This window comes from Prescottella sp. D32, from assembly GCF_037287305.1.
Classification (GTDB): Bacteria; Actinomycetota; Actinomycetes; order Mycobacteriales; family Mycobacteriaceae; genus Prescottella; species Prescottella equi.
Window position 1 is genome coordinate 183,090 of the sequence record NZ_JARBSW010000004.1, and the last position, 18,114, is coordinate 201,203.

General features: G+C 69.2%; 20 protein-coding genes. 9 read left to right on the plus strand and 11 right to left on the minus strand.

The genetic code is table 11. The annotated features are described in order from the left end of the window. Positions 1–82 precede the first annotated feature (82 nt). The 3 genes from PSS76_RS18105 to PSS76_RS18115 are packed head-to-tail and all read left to right on the plus strand — an operon-like array spanning position 83 to position 2,076. Complete coding sequence (locus PSS76_RS18105) at positions 83–514, plus strand: NfeD family protein (RefSeq protein WP_013415972.1); 432 nt, start codon at positions 83–85, stop codon at positions 512–514. A gap of 5 nt (positions 515–519) precedes the next feature. Continuing rightward, entirely contained in the window at positions 520–1,689 is a 1,170-nt protein-coding gene (locus PSS76_RS18110; protein ID WP_013415973.1) for an SPFH domain-containing protein, read from the plus strand. Between the two features lie 3 nt (positions 1,690–1,692). Beyond that, entirely contained in the window at positions 1,693–2,076 is a 384-nt protein-coding gene (locus PSS76_RS18115; RefSeq protein ID WP_139792058.1) for a hypothetical protein, read from the plus strand. Here PSS76_RS18115 and PSS76_RS23955 read toward each other — a convergent pair. The 6 genes from PSS76_RS23955 to PSS76_RS18140 are packed head-to-tail and all read right to left on the minus strand — an operon-like array spanning position 1,991 to position 6,218. Beyond that, the gene (locus tag PSS76_RS23955) at positions 1,991–2,602 is read right to left on the minus strand and encodes an Imm44 family immunity protein (RefSeq protein WP_511731162.1); all 612 of its coding nucleotides are present in this window, start codon (positions 2,600–2,602) and stop codon (positions 1,991–1,993) included. The two genes, PSS76_RS18115 and PSS76_RS23955, sit on opposite strands and share 86 nt — an antisense overlap. A gap of 40 nt (positions 2,603–2,642) precedes the next feature. Beyond that, positions 2,643–3,512 (minus strand): hypothetical protein, encoded by an 870-nt coding sequence (locus PSS76_RS18120; protein WP_013415975.1) that lies wholly within the window; start codon positions 3,510–3,512, stop codon positions 2,643–2,645. Between the two features lie 4 nt (positions 3,513–3,516). Then, entirely contained in the window at positions 3,517–4,047 is a 531-nt protein-coding gene (locus PSS76_RS18125) for a hypothetical protein (protein ID WP_005513311.1), read from the minus strand. After that, a complete protein-coding gene (locus PSS76_RS18130) occupies positions 4,044–4,625 on the minus strand; it encodes a hypothetical protein (protein WP_013415976.1) in 582 nt (193 codons plus the stop codon). Before PSS76_RS18130 ends, PSS76_RS18125 begins: the two co-directional genes overlap by 4 nt. Positions 4,626–4,677: 52 nt before the next feature. After that, entirely contained in the window at positions 4,678–5,358 is a 681-nt protein-coding gene (locus PSS76_RS18135; protein WP_231849592.1) for a TVP38/TMEM64 family protein, read from the minus strand. A 38-nt stretch (positions 5,359–5,396) separates the two neighbouring features. Continuing rightward, positions 5,397–6,218, minus strand: coding sequence for a PaaI family thioesterase (locus PSS76_RS18140; protein WP_013415978.1), 822 nt, complete (start codon positions 6,216–6,218; stop codon positions 5,397–5,399). A 170-nt stretch (positions 6,219–6,388) separates the two neighbouring features. On the opposite strand from PSS76_RS18140, the gene mutA reads away from it, so the two are divergent. The 3 genes from mutA to meaB are packed head-to-tail and all read left to right on the plus strand — an operon-like array spanning position 6,389 to position 11,566. Next, positions 6,389–8,302 carry a methylmalonyl-CoA mutase small subunit gene (gene mutA, locus PSS76_RS18145; protein ID WP_064077368.1) on the plus strand — a complete coding sequence of 638 codons (1,914 nt, stop codon included), beginning with the start codon at positions 6,389–6,391 and terminating at the stop codon, positions 8,300–8,302. Between the two features lie 14 nt (positions 8,303–8,316). Further along, positions 8,317–10,578 (plus strand): methylmalonyl-CoA mutase, encoded by a 2,262-nt coding sequence (gene scpA, locus PSS76_RS18150; protein WP_022595867.1) that lies wholly within the window; start codon positions 8,317–8,319, stop codon positions 10,576–10,578. Beyond that, positions 10,565–11,566: a methylmalonyl Co-A mutase-associated GTPase MeaB gene (gene meaB / locus PSS76_RS18155; protein ID WP_022595870.1), complete on the plus strand. Its 1,002-nt coding sequence runs from the start codon at positions 10,565–10,567 to the stop codon at positions 11,564–11,566. Before scpA ends, meaB begins: the two co-directional genes overlap by 14 nt. Before the next feature lie 71 nt (positions 11,567–11,637). Here meaB and PSS76_RS18160 read toward each other — a convergent pair whose 3' ends face one another. From PSS76_RS18160 to PSS76_RS18175, 4 genes are all read right to left on the minus strand, one after another. Next, entirely contained in the window at positions 11,638–12,075 is a 438-nt protein-coding gene (locus tag PSS76_RS18160; RefSeq protein ID WP_022595871.1) for a VOC family protein, read from the minus strand. A 110-nt stretch (positions 12,076–12,185) separates the two neighbouring features. Beyond that, positions 12,186–12,857: a ScbR family autoregulator-binding transcription factor gene (locus PSS76_RS18165; protein ID WP_005513299.1), complete on the minus strand. Its 672-nt coding sequence runs from the start codon at positions 12,855–12,857 to the stop codon at positions 12,186–12,188. 97 nt (positions 12,858–12,954) lie between these two features. After that, positions 12,955–14,013: a nucleoside hydrolase gene (locus PSS76_RS18170; RefSeq protein ID WP_005513298.1), complete on the minus strand. Its 1,059-nt coding sequence runs from the start codon at positions 14,011–14,013 to the stop codon at positions 12,955–12,957. Continuing rightward, the gene (locus PSS76_RS18175; protein ID WP_064058801.1) at positions 14,010–14,489 is read right to left on the minus strand and encodes an OsmC family protein; all 480 of its coding nucleotides are present in this window, start codon (positions 14,487–14,489) and stop codon (positions 14,010–14,012) included. The genes PSS76_RS18170 and PSS76_RS18175 overlap by 4 nt, the downstream gene beginning before the upstream one ends. 64 nt (positions 14,490–14,553) lie before the next feature. On the opposite strand from PSS76_RS18175, the gene PSS76_RS18180 reads away from it, so the two are divergent. Further along, positions 14,554–15,264 (plus strand): lysoplasmalogenase, encoded by a 711-nt coding sequence (locus PSS76_RS18180; RefSeq protein WP_337456492.1) that lies wholly within the window; start codon positions 14,554–14,556, stop codon positions 15,262–15,264. Here PSS76_RS18180 and PSS76_RS18185 read toward each other — a convergent pair. After that, complete coding sequence (locus PSS76_RS18185) at positions 15,216–16,478, minus strand: CoA transferase (RefSeq protein ID WP_337456493.1); 1,263 nt, start codon at positions 16,476–16,478, stop codon at positions 15,216–15,218. The genes PSS76_RS18180 and PSS76_RS18185 overlap by 49 nt on opposite strands. 149 nt (positions 16,479–16,627) lie before the next feature. On the opposite strand from PSS76_RS18185, the gene PSS76_RS18190 reads away from it, so the two are divergent. Next, positions 16,628–17,155, plus strand: coding sequence for a DinB family protein (locus PSS76_RS18190; protein WP_022595883.1), 528 nt, complete (start codon positions 16,628–16,630; stop codon positions 17,153–17,155). An 81-nt stretch (positions 17,156–17,236) separates the two neighbouring features. Beyond that, positions 17,237–18,112, plus strand: coding sequence for a class II glutamine amidotransferase (locus tag PSS76_RS18195; RefSeq protein ID WP_005513291.1), 876 nt, complete (start codon positions 17,237–17,239; stop codon positions 18,110–18,112). Positions 18,113–18,114: the final 2 nt, after the last annotated feature.

Genomic DNA, 18,114 nt, shown 5'->3' on the forward strand with positions numbered 1-18,114 from the left:
TGTGGTTTCGCCACGGCTGCCGTTTCTCCACAGGGCGTTTCGCGAACATCGCGGTGACCGGTACTTCTGGTTAGATGGTCTTGTGGCAGCTTTGATTTGGCTGGTAGCGGGCGTTCTCCTGGCAGCGGCGGAAGCGCTGGTAGGGGAGTTCTTCCTGCTGATGCTCGCGGGCGGCGCACTGGCGACCGCCGGATTCTCCGCGGCGACCGACTTTCCGGTCTGGGTCGACGCGGTGGTGTTCGGTGTGGTTTCGCTGGTCCTGGTGCTGGGTGTGCGCCCGGCGCTGCTCCGCCGGTTCGAGAAGCCGCCACTGAAGCTGATGAACACCGAGGCCCTGCCGGGTAAGCATGCGCTGGTGCTCGAGGAAGTCGGCGAACATGCCGGCCGGGTCAAGCTCGACGGTGACGTGTGGACGGCCCGTCCACTCGACGTCAGCGAGGTGTATCCGCCGGGGACCACAGTCACGGTGATGGAGATCGACGGCGCGACCGCCGTCGTATGGAGGGGACCGTAGAGAAGATGGCTGCACTGATAGTTCTGGCGGTACTGGTCGTACTCGTCGTCATTCTCGTCGCGAAGTCGGTGGCGTTGGTGCCGCAGGCCGAGGCGGCCGTGATCGAGCGGCTGGGCCGCTACGCGCGCACGGTGTCGGGTCAGCTGACCTTCCTGGTGCCGTTCGTGGACCGGATCCGGGCGAAGGTGGATCTGCGCGAGCGGGTGGTGTCGTTCGCGCCGCAGCCGGTCATCACGCAGGACAACCTGACGCTGTCGATCGACACGGTCGTCTACTTCCAGGTCACCAACCCGCAGGCCGCCGTCTACGAGATCAGCAACTACATCGCCGCGGTCGAGCAGTTGACCATCACCACGCTCCGCAACGTCGTCGGCGGTATGACGCTCGAGGAGACGCTGACGTCCCGCGACTCGATCAACGGGCAGCTGCGCGGCGTGCTCGACGAGGCCACCGGACGCTGGGGGCTGCGTGTCGCCCGCGTCGAGCTCAAGAGCATCGACCCGCCGCCGTCGATCCAGGAGTCGATGGAGAAGCAGATGAAGGCCGACCGTGAGAAGCGGGCGATGATCCTCACCGCCGAGGGCCACCGCGAGTCGGCGATCAAGACCGCCGAGGGTGCCAAGCAGAGCCAGATCCTGGCGGCCGAGGGTGCCAAGCAGGCGTCGATCCTCGGGGCCGAGGGTGAGCGGCAGTCGCGGATCCTGCGCGCGCAGGGTGAGCGTGCCGCCAAGTACCTGCAGGCGCAGGGTCAGGCCAAGGCGATCGAGAAGGTGTTCGCCGCCATCAAGTCCGGCAAGCCCACCCCGGAACTTCTTGCGTACCAGTACCTTCAGACGCTTCCGCAGATGGCGCAGGGCGACGCCAACAAGGTGTGGCTCGTGCCCAGCGACTTCGGGGACGCCCTCAAGGGGTTCGCGAAGACACTCGGCGCGCCCGGCGACGACGGCGTCTTCCGCTACGAGCCCAGCCGTACCGAGGACGAGAACCTGCCTCGGCCCGAGGACGACTCCGACGAGGTCGCCAGCTGGTTCGAGACGAAGGCCGACCCGGCAGTTGCGCAGGCCGTCCGCGCGGCCGAGGCCGTCGCGCGGACTCCCGTCGAGAGCCCGCTGTCGCAGGAGCACTTGCTCGGCGGTGGCGAGCAGCCGGAAGGACTTCCGCCGGGGCAGGCGTAGTTGGTGCTGCGCTGGTTGGACCGCGAACCGGTCCAGCGGTGGCTCGGGACACTATTCCTGGCGTGGCTCGTGGTCCTCGTCGGACCGTCGGCGATCGATCGAGCGACGTCGGAACCGTCAGCATGGGACTGGGTGTGGCTCGGTATCTTCGGCTCCGCCCTGGCCGTCTCCGTCGTGTCGACTATTCTGGCGTGGCGCAACCGCAACACCGTTCGGGTGCCGGCGAAGGTCTCACCGGCAGAGGTCGCACTACCGGACGTGTCTGCGGCGATCGCGTCCTCGTCGGGCCGGATCGACGCGATCAGACGACTCCGGCAGATGTATCCGGGACTGGGGTTGCTCGACGCGAAGGAACTGGTCGACAGGCAGCTCCCGGGTCCCGGCTGAGGCGGGTGGGACCGGTGGTCAGAGCGTGTCGGTGAACAGGTCTTCGACCTCGCTCAGCGGCAGTCCCGTCCTCGGCGATGTCGTCCAGCGGCAGCCCCGCCCGGCACAGTTCGACGGCGCGGGAGCGGGGACCGTCGAGCCATCCGAGGGACACGAGGGACTGCTCGGCGGCGTGCCTGAGCTCGGCCCGCTGGGAGGGCGACCACGGTGCCGTCCGCGATCGCGACGCCCTTCCGATCCAGTGGCGCAACAGCTCTCCGAGAGTCTCGCGTTGCTGCGCCGTGGGGCGTCCGCCCATCGCTTCCTCGGACACACGGATGTCGACGAGCATCGCGGGCTCGACCGTCTCGTAGCGGGTGAACGACCGTCGGCCGTAGCTCTCGGGTAGGCAGCGCAGACAGATGACGAGAGCGCCGGGGACCGACTTCGTGGCGACGGCGAAGTCGACTCCGGCGTCCTGCAACTCGCTCGCCAGCCGGTACACGTCGCCGACCGGCCCGGTGTCCGACGTGACCACGAGATCCATTCGCCCGACGATACCTACTTGCGGCGCTGGTAGGCGGAGGTCAGAGGCTCAGCAGCTGCTCGGCTCGGGCTTCGTCGAGGCCACCGCGCCAGGAGGCCAGGGGAACCGGGATGTCCGATCGCGGCCCGCTCTTGACGCTGCGATACGCCGCCCTGCGTTCGGTGTCGGGGACGAACCGATCCCAGCTCGGTACGAGGGCAGGGCAGGGTAGGACTCCGATCTCCGACAGTCCGATCAGGATTCCGTAGCGCTGATACTTGTCGGTACCCGGAACGATCTTGGACCGTGCGACGGCCTTTTCGAGTTCGCTCGGAAGTGTCCCCGCGGGCTGCGTGCGGACGAGGTCCAACAGGACACGCAGTCGTTGCCGGTCGTCGCCGGTCGGGATCGGAAGACCTTGCGCTACAGCGGCTTCGAGATCGGGAAGATAGTGCTGAGGCAGTTCGTTCCACGCCCATCCGAGCGAGAGCCGCAACAGTCTCTCCGTGACGTCGACGGCGTACGAGTCCTCGGTCAGACCGCAGTCGGGGACACCGCGATCGCCCCGACGACCGGTACCGAGATGCCGAGCCCACCCGAACGAGATCGCCGTCTGTCGGCCACGCGGAGCGCTACCCAGTCCGGCGACGAAGGCGCCCAGTACAGCGTCGACGTCGAGGGCGTCGGCGGCGACGGTCGCGCGTTCGACGATCTCCTGTGGCGTCCAGCGTTCTGTGCTCCGGACCGGCCACCCGAATCCTTCGGCAGCGGCGATGTCCTCGGGTGCATGCGACGGTTCCGTGCCCTTGACGGTTCCCGCCCGGGTGAGGCGGTAGCCGTAGCAGAGGAGCAGCGGCTCGAGTTCGGCTCCCTGCGGGATGCGACGCGGCGCGGTGCTCACGATCGGTCCCGAAGCGCTGTTCTCACCCATGACGCTATGTCACCAGCGCCCGGCCGACGCCCGCCACGGCGATGGCCCACAGCACGCTTGTGAAGGTGCCGATGATGAACTGCTCCGACGCGTGCGGCTCCCGCAGCTCGGGATAGCGGGCCAGGCCCTTCACCGCGAGGACGATCGCGATGCCCTCCGGCCAGCCCGCGAGGACCGAGACGGCCACGGCGGTGCGCTCGAGCAGTCCGATGACGCGGCCGCCGCGCAGCGGGCCGTCGTCGGGTTCGGGTCCTGCGTCGGGCTGGCGGCGGGCGAACCGGAAGGCGGCCAGCACCATCGGGGCGCCGCCGGTGGCGGCCGCCGCGACGGTCAGGACGTAGGTGGCGCCGAGGGCGAAGCCCTGGACCGGCGGCACAGCCGTCGCCGCGAGAGCGGACCCCGCGAGTGCCAGGACTGCGACGGCAGGGGCGATGCGAACGACCGTCCCGGCCCGGCTGGACGTCGCACCCAGCCGGCCGGCGACGACGCCGACCAGCGCCGCGATCCCCACGAGTGCGAGGCTCAGTGCAGTCATCGGTCGGCCCTCGCGAGGAGTCGAGCCGCCAGTTGCCTGCCGGCGGACTCGGCGTGCCAGCCGGCTGCGATGAGGCGCTGCGAGACGGCTTGCTTGCTGATGCCGAGTTCGGCGGCGGACTCGGCCTGGTTGAGGCCGCGTCGCGCCAGATCGACGGCGGCGTGGCCCTGCGGTGTCCGGCGCGAGACCAGCAGCGCGAGCAGTGTGAGGGCGGCATCGGCATCGGCTGCCGCCAGGGCGTCCGTAGCCTCGACCGCTACCCCGGACGGACTCCTCTTGGCGCGTTCGACGGCGTCGCGTGCGGCCTCGAAGGCGGGTCCGCGGCCGGCGCGGGTCTGAGCGGGGAGGGGTTCCTCGACCTCGCCCACTCCGATGCCGACACTCCAGTGTTCGCGGCGCACGAGGTCGAGTGCGAGATCGACGACGATGTCGGCGTCGTCGGCCACGGCCTGGACCTCGTCTCCGGCGGTCCGCTCGAACGGGCGGAGCAGGGGAGTCGAGGCGAGGTCGTCGAGCAGTGGTCCGACGCGGTCGATGTCTCGCCTGCTGCCTCGCTGGTCGACGGTCAGTACGAACATGATGCAAGGTTATGAGCTTGATTCTGCAAGATCAAGCTCCTGGGCCTTACTTTTAGGAATCCAGGTCTCGAGCTTGACCAACTGTGGGCGTCGGGGAGAGCGGGGTGCGGGCGTCGACGAACAGGCCCAGCATCCCCACTGCGATGCAGATGCCCGACACCACCAGCAGTCGCGGATCGGTCTCCCCGGTCAATGCGTCGCCGAGAAGCACCACGCCCACCGTGCCGGGCAGAATCCCGGCCACCGTGGCGAGCGTGTAGGGCAGCACCCGGACGGAGGAGACGCCGCAGCAGTAGTTCACCACCGAGAACGGGATCATCGCGATCAGGCGCATGGAGCCGACGGCCAGCCAGCCGCGCCGCTCGAGCCGGGCGTCCACCGAGCGGACTGCGGGATGGGTCAGATGCGCGGCGACGGCGTCTCGGCCGATCGCGCGCACGATCAACAGGGCGAGGACCGCGCTGATCGTCGTGGCCGCCATCGTCACCGCGATGCCGGTAGCCGCACCGAACAGCACACCGGCGCTGACCGTGAACAGCGTCCGCGGGACGGGCGCGATCGTCACCACGACGTGAACAAACAGGAACACCAGAGGGAACATCGGTCCCACCGATTCCGCCCACGACCGAATCTGCTCGATCGACGGGTGCGGGACCATCGCCGCGGCGACGAACAACACCGCCAATCCGACGAGGGCGCCGAGCACACGGGGATCCCTCAGTCGCGCAATCACAATCGTTCAGACTACCTGCGAGGCCGGTGCCGACGCGGCTACCGGCTGGGGCGCCGGCACGTGACGGTGGCCACGGCACACTCCCGGCCGTCGCTGCCGGTGCTCGTGACACGTGCGACCGCGACCGACCGGCCGGCGCGCACGACCTCCGCGGTGAACGTGACATCGGCGTCGACGGGGGCGGGGCGGAAGAAGTTGATGCGCATGGATGCGGTGTACATGGGTGCGTCCGGCCTGCTCAGGGCGGCGGCGCCGACCAGATCGACGGCACAGGCCTGGATGCCGCCGTGCATGACGCCGAGCTTGTTGGCCAGGGCCGGGTTCGCGGGTACGACGAGGCGCGCGCCCGCGTCGTGGTCCTCGAACCGCGCACCGATCCGCGTCAGTGAGGACACGGAGGCGTCCGGAATCGAGCCGGGTGCGGACGAGGGACGCACGACACTCGTGCTGCGATCGGCGTTGCCGTCGACGAAGTTGCCCCACGCGGTCGCGGTGGCGAGCAGCGTCCCGGCGCCGTCCCGAAGTTCGGTCGAAGCGATACCGCCGTCGGCGGTGATCGCGACGGCGCGACCGTCGGCTACCACTTCGGGACCGACCCAACCGGTCGGTGTGACGAAATCCACGGACAGATCGGCGGTCACGACGCCGGCACGGTCCCCGCGCCGGTCCCAGAGCGTGAAGCCGAGGATGTCGTCGATCAGAATGCCCAGCGTGGCGGTGGGGGAGACGCCGTGCGCGGCGTGCCCGTCGATGTCCATCGTGAGGCGGTTGACCCCGTCGAGTCGCTGCGGGCGACTCATTCGGAAAAGCCGCTGGGGGGTGATCGAGACACCTTCTTCCAGCACGTTCGCAACGCTCATGAAAAGAGGCTAGCGAACCGTGGGTGGCCTGACGTCGGGAGCCGGACCGGTGCGGTTAGCATCACAGGTCGAGGGGACGAGAATCGTCCGATTTGTTTGCCCGATTGTTTGTCCGATTGGAAGACCGCTCGCACGAGCGATCATGCACGAGAGTGAGAGGGAGCCGCCCCGTGTCACCAGCTTCACAAGCCGAGGACGCCGCGCGCGCCTACTCGGAATGGCAGCAGGCCGTCGCCGGCGTGCTTGCCAAGTCGCGTCGAGTCGACGCCGCCGAGCTGGGCCCGGAGCCGCAGAAGCTTCTCGATACCACCACGTACGACGGCGTGACCGTATCGCCGCTGTACTCCGGTCGCGACGAGCTTCCCGAGGCACCGCTGCCCGGTCAGTTCCCGTTCGTCCGTGGCGCCGACGCGAGCCGTGACGTCAACTCCGGCTGGCTCGTCAACGCCCGCTTCGGGCAGGACACCCAGGACGCAGCCGCGGTCAACCGCACCGTCCTCGACGGTCTGGAGAACGGCGTCAGCGCGCTCACCCTGTCGGTCGGTGGCAAGAACCTGCCGGTCGCCGAACTCGAGGCCGCGCTGGCCGGTGTGCTGCTCGACCTCGCCCCGTTGACCCTCGACGCCGGCGCGGACGTCGCCGCCGCCGCGCAGCAGCTCTACTCGCTGCTCGACGCGCGCGCCGCTGCCGGTGACGGCGTCTCCGACCGGGCGCAGGTCCGCATCGGCCTCGCTGCCTCGCCGCTGACCGACGCCTTCTCGGGCGCCTCCGGTGTGGAGCTGGACGACGCCGTCGCGCTCGCCACGGCCGCCGCGGCCCGTACCGAGACGGTCCGCGCCCTCATGGTGGACGGCACCGCCTTCCACAACGCCGGTGCCGGTGACGCCGAGGAACTCGGCGCCGCGATCGCCGCCGGTGTCGAGTACCTGCGCGCGCTCACCGCGCAGGGCCTGACCATCTCGGAGGCCCTGGGCCAGCTCGAGTTCCGTCTCGCCGCGACCGACGACCAGTTCCAGACCCTCGCGAAGTTCCGGGCCGGCCGCCAGGTGTGGGCGCGCGTCGCGCAGGTGTGCGGCGCCTCCGAGTTCGGTGGCGCAGTGCAGCACGCGGTCACCTCTGCCGCGATGATGTCGCAGCGTGACCCGTGGGTGAACATGCTCCGCACCACGCTCGCCGCGTTCGGTGCGGGTGTCGGCGGCGCCGACTCGGTGACGGTGCTGCCGTTCGACGTCGCGCTGCCCGCGGGCGCTGCGGGAGTGTCCAAGTCGTTCTCCGAGCGCATCGCGCGCAACACCCAACTGCTGCTGCTCGAGGAGTCCCACCTCGGCCGCGTCCTCGATCCGGGTGCCGGCTCGTGGTACGTCGAGCAGCTCACCGAAGAGATCGCGGCGAAGGCGTGGGAGTTCTTCCAGCAGATCGAGGCCGCCGGTGGCTACCGCGCCGCGCTCGCCGCCGGTGTCGTCGCCGACCGGATCGCCGCCACGAAGGCTGCCCGAGACGCGGACATCGCGCATCGCCGGACCGCTGTCACCGGCATCAACGAGTTCCCGAACCTGAGCGAGGCGCCGCTGCCCGCGGGGGCCGCCGAGGCCGGAGCCGCCGTCTCCGGCACTCCCGTCGCCCGTTACGCGTCGGCGTTCGAGGCGCTGCGCGACCGTTCGGATGCCTATCTGGCCGCGAACGGGGCTCGCCCGCAGGTGCTTCTGGCGCCGCTGGGCTCGGTCGCCGAACACAACGTGCGCACCACGTTCGCCGCGAACCTGCTGGCCTCCGGCGGCATCGAGGCCGTCAACCCGGGCCCGCTGGATCCGGCGGACGGCGGCATCGCCACGGCTGTCAAGGAGTCGGGTACGAAGATCGCGGTGCTGTGCGGCACCGACAAGCGTTACGGCGAGCAGGGCGCGGCGGCCGTCACGGCACTCCGCGAAGCCGGTATCGAGCAGGTCCTGCTGGCGGGGCCCGAGAAGATCTTTGCCGACGTCGAGGACGGCGCCGCGCGTCCCGACGGATTCCTCACCGCCCGCATCGACGCAGTCGCGGCACTGACTGAACTGCTCGGCGCGATCGCCGGTGACAACGAGTGAGTGGGAGCACCGAAGTGACAACGAACGAGGTCAAGCACCTCATCGGCAGCTTTGCCGACGTCGCCTTGACGGACCCGGACTTCCCGCAGCCGCCTGCCCCCACCGCGGAGCAGGCCGATGCGCTGGTCGAGAACCTCGCGGCCGCGAACGGCTACACCGCCGAGCAGGTCGTGTGGTCGACGCCCGAGGGTATCGACGTCAAGCCCGTCTACACCAAGGCCGACCGGGACGCCGCCGAGGCGGCCGGCTACCCGCTCGACAGCTATCCGGGCGCGGCCCCGTTCCTGCGCGGGCCGTACCCGACGATGTACGTCAACCAGCCGTGGACCATCCGTCAGTACGCGGGCTTCTCCACCGCGGCCGAGTCCAACGCGTTCTACCGCCGCAACCTCGCGTCCGGTCAGAAGGGCCTGTCGGTCGCGTTCGACCTGGCGACTCACCGCGGATACGACTCCGATCATCCGCGCGTGCAGGGTGACGTCGGCATGGCCGGTGTCGCGATCGACTCGATCCTCGACATGCGTCAGCTGTTCGACGGCATCGACCTGTCGCAGGTGTCGGTGTCGATGACCATGAACGGCGCCGTGCTGCCGATCCTGGCGCTGTACGTCGTGGCCGCGGAGGAGCAGGGCGTCGCTCCCGAGCAGCTGGCCGGAACCATTCAGAACGACATTCTGAAGGAGTTCATGGTCCGCAACACCTACATCTACCCGCCGAAGCCGTCGATGCGGATCATCTCCGACATCTTCGCGTACACGTCGGCGAAGATGCCGAAGTTCAACTCGATCTCCATCTCGGGCTACCACATCCAGGAGGCCGGTGCGACCGCCGACCTGGAGCTGGCGTACACGCTCGCCGACGGCATCGAGTACATCCGCGCCGGTCTCGACGCGGGCATGGACATCGACAAGTTCGCGCCGCGGCTGTCGTTCTTCTGGGCGATCGGCATGAACTTCTTCATGGAGGTCGCCAAGCTCCGCGCCGGGCGTCTGCTGTGGGCGGAGCTCGTCGAGAAGTTCGCGCCGAAGAACGCCAAGTCGCTGTCGCTGCGTACCCACTCGCAGACCTCTGGCTGGTCGCTCACCGCGCAGGACGTGTTCAACAACGTCGGCCGCACGTGTGTCGAGGCGATGGCCGCGACGCAGGGCCACACGCAGTCGCTGCACACCAACGCGCTCGACGAGGCGATCGCGCTGCCGACCGACTTCTCGGCCCGCATCGCCCGCAACACTCAGCTGCTGATCCAGCAGGAGTCGAACACGGTCCGGCCGATCGACCCGTGGGGCGGCTCGCACTATGTCGAGTGGCTCACCAACGAGCTCGCGAACCGTGCCCGCGCGCACATCGCCGAGGTCGAGGAGGCCGGCGGCATGGCGCAGGCCATCGGTGAGGGCATCCCGAAGCTCCGCATCGAGGAGGCCGCGGCTCGCACCCAGGCCCGTATCGACTCCGGCCGGCAGCCGCTGATCGGCGTCAACAAGTACGTGCCGGACGAGCCGGACAGCATCGAGGTTCTCAAGGTCGACAACACCAAGGTGCGCGCCGAGCAGATCGCGAAGCTGCAGCAGTTGCGCGCCGAGCGCGACGAGGCCGCCACCCAGGCGGCGCTGGCCGAGCTGACCCGCGCCGCGGCCTCGAACGAGGGCGGCATGGAGAACAACCTGCTGGCCCTCGCCATCGACGCTGCGCGTGCGAAGGCGACCGGCGGCGAGATCTCGGACGCGCTCGAGAAGGTGTACGGGCGCCATCAGGCCGAGATCCGGACCATCAGTGGTGTGTACCGGGACGAGGCAGGCAAGGTGAGCAACATCTCGAACGCAATCGCACTGGTCGAGAAGTTCGCCGAGGAGGAGGGACGCCGTCCCCGCATCCTCGTCGCGAAGATGGGCCAGGACGGTCACGACCGCGGCCAGAAGGTGATCTCCACCGGCTTCGCGGACCTCGGCTTCGACGTCGACGTGGGACCGCTGTTCCAGACCCCCGAGGAGGTCGCCCAGCAGGCGGCCGACGCCGACGTCCACATCGTCGGCGTGTCCTCCCTCGCCGCAGGTCACCTCACGCTGGTGCCGGCGCTGCGGGAGGCGCTCGCCGCGGCGGGCCGCCCCGACATCATGGTCGTGGTCGGCGGCGTCATCCCGCCGGGTGACTTCGAGGAGCTGTACCAGGCCGGTGCCGCGGCGATCTTCCCGCCCGGCACGGTCCTCGCGGACGCGGCGATCGGTCTGCTGCAGAAGCTGTCGGAGCAGTTGGGACACGATCCGATTGCCGCCGACTAACCGTCCGCCGCTCGATCTGGCTGCGCTCGGTGACGCGGTCCTCGAGGGCCGGCGAAGTGATGTGTCCAAGGCGATCACGCTCGTCGAGTCCACCCGGGCCGATCACCGGGAGCAGGCGCAGCAGTTGCTGCTGCGCCTGCTCCCGCACGCCGGAAGCGCGATCCGTGTAGGCATCACGGGTGTGCCCGGCGTCGGCAAGTCGACGACCATCGAAGCCCTCGGGATGCACCTGATCTCGTTGGGCCACAAAGTTGCCGTCCTCGCGGTCGATCCGTCCTCGACCCGCACCGGTGGCTCGATCCTCGGCGACAAGACCCGGATGCAGAACCTGTCGGTGGAACCGAACGCCTTCATTCGGCCGTCCCCGACGTCGGGCACGCTCGGCGGCGTCGCGAAGGCGACCCGCGAGACGATGGTGCTCCTCGAGGCCGCCGGCTACGACGTGATCCTCGTCGAGACGGTCGGCGTCGGGCAGTCGGAGGTGACGGTCGCCAACATGGTCGACACGTTCACCTTCCTCACCCTCGCCCGCACCGGTGACCAGTTGCAGGGCATCAAGAAAGGTGTCCTCGAACTCGCCGACATCGTCAGCGTCAACAAGGCCGACGGCAAGCACGAGACCGAGGCGCGCGTCGCGGCCCGTGAACTGAGCGGTGCTCTGCGGTTGATCTACCCGCACGACGCACTGTGGAAGCCGCCCGTGCTCACGATGAGCGCGCTCGAGAACATCGGTGTCGACAAGTTCTGGGGCGAAGTGCTCCGGCATCGGCAGGTCCTCGGTGACGCGGGGGAACTCGAACGCAAGCGGCAGAAGCAGCAGGTGGACTGGACGTGGTCGATGGTGCACGACCAGTTGTTGCGTCGCCTCGACTCGAACGAGCGCGTCCGGAAGATCCGCAGTGAGGTCGAGGACCAGGTTCGGGAGGGCTCGCTCACTGCGGCACTGGCGGCGAACCGGATCCTCGACGCGTTCGACGGCGCCGAATAGCGCAGTCTCGCAGCAGGTACGACGCGAGGGCCCCGCACCGTACGGTGCAGGGCCCTCGCGTTGTTCGGCTCTCAGATGTCCGTCGTCAACCGCACCCGCCCGTCGGCGTCGACGCTCCAGCCCGGGTTGTGGCAGATCTCCCAGATCACGCCGTTCGGATCGGCGAAGTGTCCGTGATAGCCGCCGAACGCGGCCTGCTGCGGATGCTTGACCAGCGCGGCGCCCGCCCGCACCGCAGCGGCGACCAGGGCGTCGACCGCCTCGGCGCTGTCGACGTTGTGGGAGAAGGTAATTCCCGACGTCGCGACGTGTGTGCCGGGCCGTCCGATGTCCTCACGGAACTTCTCGGCATCGAACAGGCCCAACACCGTGCCGGGTGCAGTCTGGAAGAAGATGATCTCCCCGGGCACGTCGAGTAGGGCTTCCCACCCGAGCCCGCCGCAGTAGAACGCGCGCGCTGCATCGAGATCCGGCGTCGCAAGCGTCACGAAGTGGATGTGCTGGTCCATGCTCGGCAGTCTCGCACTGTTCCCTGCGGTGTGCAGGAAACCCCCGGAAACCCCCGGAAACCCCCGGAAACCCCCGTGCCCTGAGCGCGGGCACGGGGGACTGAATGGATTCAGGCCTCGGGGTCCGCTGCCTGGGGTTCTGCCTCGGCAGGCGGGGTCCACCGTGCCGCACGAATCGCCGAGAGTTCCGCGGCGTCCTCGGTGGTGGCGATCGCGGGAAGTAGGTACTCCCACATGTCGTCGACGCGTTGCTCGATGTCGGCGCGCAGCGTGAGGACCTGCGACACGAGTTGCACGCCGGTGAACGACCCGATCACGAACCGCGCGAGGGAAGCTGGATCGACGGTGCTCGTGATCTCGCCCTGCTCGATTCCGTGCTCGACGATCTGCTGCGCATTCGCGATCCACTCGACGTAGGGCTGGGCAGGTTCACTCGAACCACCGAACTCGAGGGTGAGCCGCATGCCGGCGCGCACGACCGGATCGTGAATGATCTGGCGCGCCATTTCGTGGCACAGCATCACGAGTTGCCGCAGCGGGCTCGCACCCGTCTCGGTCACCGCGCGAACCGATTCGATCGATGTACGGTGCTGCTCCTCGATGACGACGCGAGCCAGCTCGTCCTTCGAGCGGAAGTGGAAATAGAGCGCGCCCTTGGTTGTTCCCGAACCGTCGACGATGTCGCCGAGGCTCGCTCCTTCGAATCCGGATTGCTCGAACATTCGAGCCGCACCGGTGATGATCTGCTGCCGTGTTGCCACGGCGCGTGCCTGTCGTGCCACGTGTACCGCCTTTTTTCCCGACTGAACAACCTGTCTGGCCGTAGCCGGCATGCCGACTGGACGCCCATCCAGATCACGAAACGGTACCAGTGTCGAGCTACCGTTCGGTTCGCTCCGATTGCTGTCCGAAGGGCCGCGCGAAGGCGGCCAGCCGGGTGATCAGGTCTTCGAGAAAAACGGACTCATCGGTATCCCACGCAATCCGGGCATTGGGTGATCTTCCCCACAGTCCGTGACGATCGGCGACCGTCTGTCCTCGCGTGATCCGCCCCTCGGTTTCGACATCGACCGTGGCGGCTCGGTAGGTGGCGATCGACGGATCGAGGGCGACCGCCGCCGCGAAGGGATCGTGCAGATGCGCGATGAACCCTTGCGCATGGTCGCGGTGGAACTCGAAGTAGAAGCGCACCGCGTCGCAGACGTGCCGGACCAGGGGGTTCGATGCAGCGGACCGGAGTCCGGGCGGGTCGGTCGGCTCGATGTCCTCGATCGGGGCGCTGCCGGCGAGTTCCGCGAACCGTCGAACGTGGTCCGGGGTCAGCACGATCCGCTCGGTCAGGTTGAGCCCGCAGACGATGGGCGCCCGTTCGGGCGGGACGGCGGAGAACGCCGCGAACACCTCTGCCGCGGCCTCGGGATCGACGGAGATGTTCCATTCGGCGACGGGTGTGGTGTTCCCGGGATACTCGAAGGCGCCGCCCATCACGACCAGCCCCCTCAGCCGATGGGGGAGTTCGGGGTCCGCCCGGATCGCGAGCGCCAGGTTCGTCAACGGACCGGTCACGAGGCCGACCAGTTCACCGGGCCGCTCGCGCGTGAGCTCCACCCAGGCGTCGGCTGCAGAACGCCCGGACGGGCGCAGTTCGGGGGCGGGCAGCTCGGCGTATCCGATGCCTTGCGGCCCGTGGGTGTCCTCGGTGGTGCGCAGCGGGACGGACAGTGGTCCGTCGGCGCCCACGGCGACCTCGATGTCGGTGCGCCCGCACAGCTCCAGCCACGCCAGATTGTTGGCGGCGACCTGCGCGGTGGGTACGTTGCCGGCGGTCGAGAGAACCGCGACGATATCCGCGTCCTCGCGGGCGAGCAGGTACAACAGGGCAATCGAGTCGTCGATTCCGGTGTCCACGTCGACGATGAGCGAGGTGCGGTCGATCATCGCGGACCGCCGTCTGCAGTGACCGTGGAGCGGTGCCCGACGGCGAAGTTCACCGAACGAGCGATGAAACACATGTCGTGTGCGTCGGCATGCAAGCGCTCGGCACGCGCGACCATCGACGGCTCGGCCACCACCACCTGCGGTGCCAGCACCACCTCCGAGAACTGGCCGGAGCCATCGGGGTTCGTTTCCATCCGGCCGGTGGGGTGGTCGGTGTACCGCGTGACGACGATGTCGGCGTTTGCGGCCAGCCCGAGATACCAGAGCATGTGGCACTGGGACAGCGCAGCGACCAACAGTTCCTCGGGATTCCACGCTTCCGGAACGCCTCGGAACGCGGGATCCGCGCTTCCCGCCAGCGTCGGTTTTCCTGGAGCCGACACCGTGTGTTCGCGGTCGTACTCGCGGTAGCCGCTCGTTCCGGAACCGCGGTTCCCGGTCCACTCGACGTCGAGGCTGTAGGTGTGGTCGGCCATGCAAGCATCATGGCTCGAGCCGGGGTTCGGCGGCGCCGCGGCGTCCCGGTCCTACCATGTGACGATGAACTCGCAGCGGAGCCGTTCGGTTCGGGTCGCCTGGACGGTTTTCGGGCTCCTCGGGGTCGCGCATCTCGCCGCCCAACTACTCGATGCCGACGCGGTCGCGAACGTCACCCAGTGGTTCCTCATGCCGGTGCTGGCGGCGATCGTGTGGCTGTCGACCGAGACGCCGCGCACGCGGCTGGTGATTCTGGTCCTGATCGCGCTGGGCTTCTCGTGGCTCGGCGACACCGCCCCCGACCTCGCCGACGGGGACACGGCGTTCCTGCTGATGGTGGGCTTCTTCCTGGCGGCTCAGGCGACGTATATCGCCGCTTTCGTGCCGTTCAACGGGCGCGGGGTGATACGCCGACACGCCGGCCTGGTCGCGGTGTACGCCGTCGCCGTCGTACTGCTCGTCGCCGCGTGCGCGCCGGGCGCCGGGGCCCTACTGGTTCCCGCACTGGTCTACGGGACAGCGCTCGGGGCCATGGCGGTGCTGTCGGCGGGACTCGGGCGCACCGCGGCGATCGGCGGCGGTCTGTTCCTGGTCTCGGACGGCATGATCGCGCTCGGCGCCTTCGCCGATTGGTTCGAGCCCCCGGCGGAAGGATTCTGGATCATGGCGACGTACATCGCTGCGCAGGTGCTGATCGTGCTGGGAGTGCTCGCGCGAGACCGCGGTCACCACTCGGCCGTGTCCGCGCCCCAGGCTCTCGCCGGAAAGGGATAGTCGGGGAACTCCGGCAGCGGTGGCCGTGCCGTGGTGATCCCGTCACGGGTGACGACCGTGGCGGGCCCCGGCGCCGCCGCGACCGGCGGTTCGGCGCGCCGACCGGGAGCGGCGAGCAGCCAGGCTGCGGTGCACGCGAGGGAGACGTCGACGTCGTGTCCGCCGCCGTCGTGGTGGCGGCGGGCGAGGGCGTCCAGCACGCCGGACGCCAGCAGGTAACCCGACGCGTGGTCGAGGATCTGCGCGGGCAGGGCGCCGGGCCGTCCGTCGCCCTCGACCAGCGCGATGCCCGACGCGGCCTGCACGATGCTGTCGAAGCCGCGGCGGCCGGCCCAGGGGCCGCGGTGACCCCAGGCGCAGACCCGGCCGTGGATCAACCCGGGACGGTACCCGGCGGCGTCGCCGATCAGGGACTCGACGGCGCCCGGCCGGTACCCGGTGAGCAGGATGTCGGCGCGGGTGAGCAGTGTCCGGAACCGTTCGAGTCCACCGACGTCCCGCAGGTCGAGCAGCGCCGACCGCTTTCCCTGCCCGTTCTCGAGATGCTGCCACGCGATCTCGGGCAGGGCCGGTGGATCGATCCGCAACACGTCGGCCCCGAGCAACGCGAGCGCGCGCGACGCGACCGGGCCGGCGATCACGCGGGTGAGATCCAGAACGCGCACCCCGGTCAGCGGTTGCGAGGCGGTACCCGTCGCTCGGTGCGACGACCGGTCGCTGCGGGCGTGAACGCTCACGAGTGCGCCCGACGCTGCCGCGACACCGGCGGCACTCGATGCCCACTCCTGCTCGGTGCGGACGCGGACCGCGATCGCCTCGCCCGCGGCTGCCCGCTCCTCCACTTCTGCGCCGGACAGGGTCGCGACACGTCGGGCGAATTCTGCTCGCGAGCAGTCCGCGGGCAGTTCGACGATGTCGGTCAGTCGGGCGCGGTGGTGGGGATAGTTCGCATGCGTGCGGATCCAGCCGTCCGCGACGTCGAAGAAGCCCGACAACTCCGCGAACCCCGCGACCGGTCGGCCGTCTCGGCGGAACATCCGGTCACCGGCGAACGAGGCGGCGATCCGCTCCGGAGCGATGGTCACCCCGTGCGGTGCGTGCCCGGTCGCGACCCGCATCGCGTCGGCTGCCGTCGCGAATGCGGACACCGCGTGCACCGCGAGGTCGAAGGCGGGCAACCGGGCCGCCAGGAACGCATGAGTCGGGGGAGTCACCTCGTGAAGGCTAGGGCCCGGCCGAGGATCTGCCTGCCGCCGACACCCGAGTTTCGCCCGCCTCGCTATTGCGGACCGAATGTGTCCGCAATAGCTCGTAGCGTGGTTTTCATCGAGCTCGACCCACACCGACCGAAGGACGAAACACCATGAGTGGAATCGACAGCGGACGCGCCGACATCCTTGCGCTGCTCGACGATCAGCGCCACAACTTCCTGATCACCGTGCGGGGGATCGACGACGAGCAGGCCCGGACGCGTTCGACCGTGAGCGACCTCACGCTCGGGGGTCTGGTCAAGCACGTGACCCACACCGAGCGGGACTGGGTGCGCAAGATCGTCGAGCGCGACGAGACCGCGGAGTTCGACATGGAGACTGCGATGGCGACGTACACGATGACCGAGGACGAGACCCTCGCCGGTCTGCTCGACGACTATCGGGCAACCGCGCAGGAGACCGCGCGGGTGGTCGCGTCGCTCGACGACCTCGACCTGCTCGTCCCGCTGCCGACCGCACCGTGGGCACCGGAACGGCAGTGGTGGACCGCACGCCGGGTGCTGCTGCACGTGCTGCGCGAGACTTCGCACCATTCGGGCCACGCGGACATCATCCGCGAGTCGTTGGACGGGGCGAACACGACGATGCAGATGGGCGCCGACGCCGGCATGGAGTTCTGACGGCGGCGAACGCGCACACCGGGAGGGTGTGCGCGTTCATACTGGTGCGAGACCGGCCTCGACGTCAGGAGGACGACGACCATGTGTCGACTGTTCGGAATGTCAGCCGCCCCGCACCGCGTGCACGCCACGTTCTGGTTGCTCGATGCGCAGGACAGCCTCGCCCAGCAGAGCCGGCGGATGCCGGACGGGACCGGCTTGGGCACGTTCACCGAGGACGGGACTCCACGGCTCGAGAAGCAGCCCGTCGCCGCGTACGAGGACAGCCGGTTCGCGTGGGAGGCCAAGGAACGCGAGTCGGCCACGTTCGTCGCGCACGTGCGGTACGCGACCACGGGCGCGAACAACCTCGCCGACACCCACCCGTTCGAGCAGAGGGGCCGACTGTTCGCGCACAACGGGGTGATCGAGGACCTGCCGAAGCTGGAGGCGGAACTGGGGGACTACCGCGATCTGGTGCAGGGGGACACCGACTCCGAGCGCTACTTCGCGCTCATCACCCGGCACATCGACGAGAACGACGGCGACGTGGCTGCCGGGATCACGGCCGCGGTCGGCTGGATCGCCGACAACCTGCGGATGCTCTCGATCAATTTCGTCCTGATCGAGGCGGAACAGATGTGGGCGTTCCGCTACCCGGACACCGACGACCTCATGGTGCTGCGGCGCCGTCCCGGAGGCCCCAGCGGGCGGCGACACCTCGACCACGCGAGCACTGCGGGCACCGTCCGGGCCAGGTCGGGTGCGCTCGCAACCCTGCCGGCGGTCGTGGTCGCGACCGAACCGATGGACGAGGATCCCGACTGGGAGTCGTTGTGCCCGGGCGAGCTTCTGCACGTGGGGCCGAACCACGAAGTGACCCGGACGATGATCCGCGAGCGACCGCCGAACCATCGGTTGACACTCGCGGATCTGTCCGAGCACGCCGCGTCGTCGCAGGGGCAGAGCGGCGCCTGACG